Source organism: Vibrio sp. OPT46 (assembly GCF_015163535.1).
Lineage (GTDB): Bacteria > Pseudomonadota > Gammaproteobacteria > Enterobacterales > Vibrionaceae > Vibrio > Vibrio alginolyticus.
Genome location: NZ_JADDYG010000230.1, coordinates 15,144 through 17,225, shown reverse-complemented (window position 1 = coordinate 17,225; position 2,082 = coordinate 15,144). Strand labels below are relative to the sequence as shown.

The following is a 2,082-nucleotide window of genomic DNA, read 5'->3' as shown; positions in this document are numbered from 1 at the left end:
ACGTCACCGATACGTTCTAAATCAGTGATCGTTTTGATGATAGCCATAATTAAGCGCAAGTCTTTTGCCGTTGGCTGACGCTTAGCAATAATGCGTGTGCAAGCGTCATCGATCGAGACTTCCATCGCATTCACTTTATGATCGTCACGCACAACCTTACGCGCCAGTTCGATGTCTTCTTTATGCAAGGCTTGAATAGCATACGAAAGCTGCTGTTCTACCAAGCCCCCCATGGTTAATACATGAGTACGAATCGATTCTAGCTCTACGTTAAATTGTCCTGAAATATGACGTCCAAAGTGCATGATGTTCCTTATTCCGTATAGAGTCGCGACTTAACCGTAGCGACCCGTAATGTAATCTTCGGTCTGTTTCTTCATTGGCGAAGTGAAGATCGAATCCGCGTCAGAGTATTCAATTAACTTACCCATATGAATGAATGCAGTATGATCACTCACTCGCGCCGCTTGTTGCATATTATGGGTAACGATAACGACAGTATATTGAGTCTTCAGCTCATTGATAAGCTCTTCAATAGTTAAAGTTGAGATTGGATCCAACGCTGATGTTGGCTCGTCCAATAACAGGACTTCCGGCTCAATCGCCACCGCACGTGCAATGACCAAGCGCTGTTGCTGACCACCAGATAAGCCAAATGCGTTCTCATGCAAGCGGTCTTTTACCTCATCCCACAACGCCGCCGAGCGCAAGGATCGCTCCACTGCGTCATCTAAACTGCGGCTGTTTTTTACACCTTGTAAGCGTAAGCCATAAACTACGTTTTCATAAATAGACTTAGGAAATGGATTGGGTCTTTGAAACACCATCCCCACTCGGCGTCGAAGTGTCGCAACATCGACATTAGGATGATAAACATTCTTGCCGTGGAGACGCACTTTACCTGTGACTCGACACCCTTCCACTAAGTCGTTCATGCGATTGATGCAACGTAATAACGTCGACTTTCCACACCCTGAAGGACCGATAAAAGCGGTGACTCGCCCTTTGGGAATTCGCATCGAAATATCATGCAGCGCCTGAGTTTGACCATAGAACAGATTAAGGTTCTCGATTGAGATGGCTGTTTGTTCATCCGTTAAATTATGAACATCCAATGGTGGCTCATAACCTAATGTACTATCAAAATTAAACATACTTAATCTTGTCCTAACGTTCTGTATTTTTCTCGTAAATTATTGCGAATACTGATTGCTGTTAAGTTTAGCCCGACAATCACTGTCACGAGTAAGAAAGAGGTAGCATAAACTAATGGTCGCGCCGCTTCGATGTTGGAGGTTTGAAAGCCAACATCGTAAATGTGAAAACCTAAATGCATGAACTTTCTATCCAAATGCACATAAGGGAATTGTCCGTCAACCGGTAAACTGGATGCCAATTTCACGACCCCCACCAGCATCAGTGGCGCTACTTCGCCAGCTGCACGTGCAATCGCAAGGATCAAACCTGTGATAATAGCTGGCGTCGCCATAGGTAAAACCACACGCCATAGTGTTTCGAACTGAGTTGCACCAAGCGCCAGAGAACCATGTCGTACTGAGCTCGGAATACGAGTTAAACCTTCTTCAGTAGTCACAATCACAACTGGAAGCGTCAGCACGGCAAGAGTTAGTGCAGACCATAACAAACCCGGCGTACCAAAGGTTGGTGCCGGTAGCTTCTCCGCATAGAATACGTTGTCGATAGAGGCACCTATCGTATAAACGAAGAAGCCTAAACCAAACACGCCATAAACAATCGATGGAACACCCGCTAGGTTTATAACTGCAATACGAATCACTCTGGTTAGAGCGTTATTCTTAGCGTATTCATGTAGATAGATAGCGGCGATCACCCCAAGTGGCATCACAATGATCGACATAATGAGTACTAAGAAAACCGTACCAAATATCGCAGGGAACACGCCTCCTTCGGAGTTAGACTCTCTTGGATCTTCAGATAAAAACTTCCAAACCTGTTTTCCCCAATGCATGACTTTATCAGGCAGTGACATTTGGTTTGGATACCAGTAGTCCAAAATGTCTTCGAGCGGAATCGATACTTGTGACCCCGTCATATCCTCGG

The 2,082-nt window shown here is 45.1% G+C and carries 3 protein-coding genes; all 3 read right to left on the bottom strand.

The genetic code is table 11. The features are described 5' to 3' along the window. A partial coding sequence (locus IQR33_RS09375; RefSeq protein WP_322631759.1) for a PhoU domain-containing protein occupies window positions 1-305 on the bottom strand: 305 nt, incomplete at its 3' end. Window positions 306-335: 30 nt separating this feature from the next. Further along, window positions 336-1,154, bottom strand: coding sequence for a phosphate ABC transporter ATP-binding protein PstB (gene pstB / locus IQR33_RS09370; RefSeq protein WP_005381745.1), 819 nt, complete (start codon window positions 1,152-1,154; stop codon window positions 336-338). Window positions 1,155-1,156: 2 nt separating this feature from the next. After that, window positions 1,157-2,082 (bottom strand): phosphate ABC transporter permease PstA (gene pstA / locus IQR33_RS09365; protein ID WP_193843660.1); only part of this gene is annotated, 926 nt, incomplete at its 5' end.

What these genes read in the sequence shown, in the direction of transcription:
- pstB (WP_005381745.1), bottom strand. Translation starts at nt 1,154, where the DNA reads ATGTTTAATTTTGATAGTACATTAGGTTATGAGCCACCATTGGATGTT.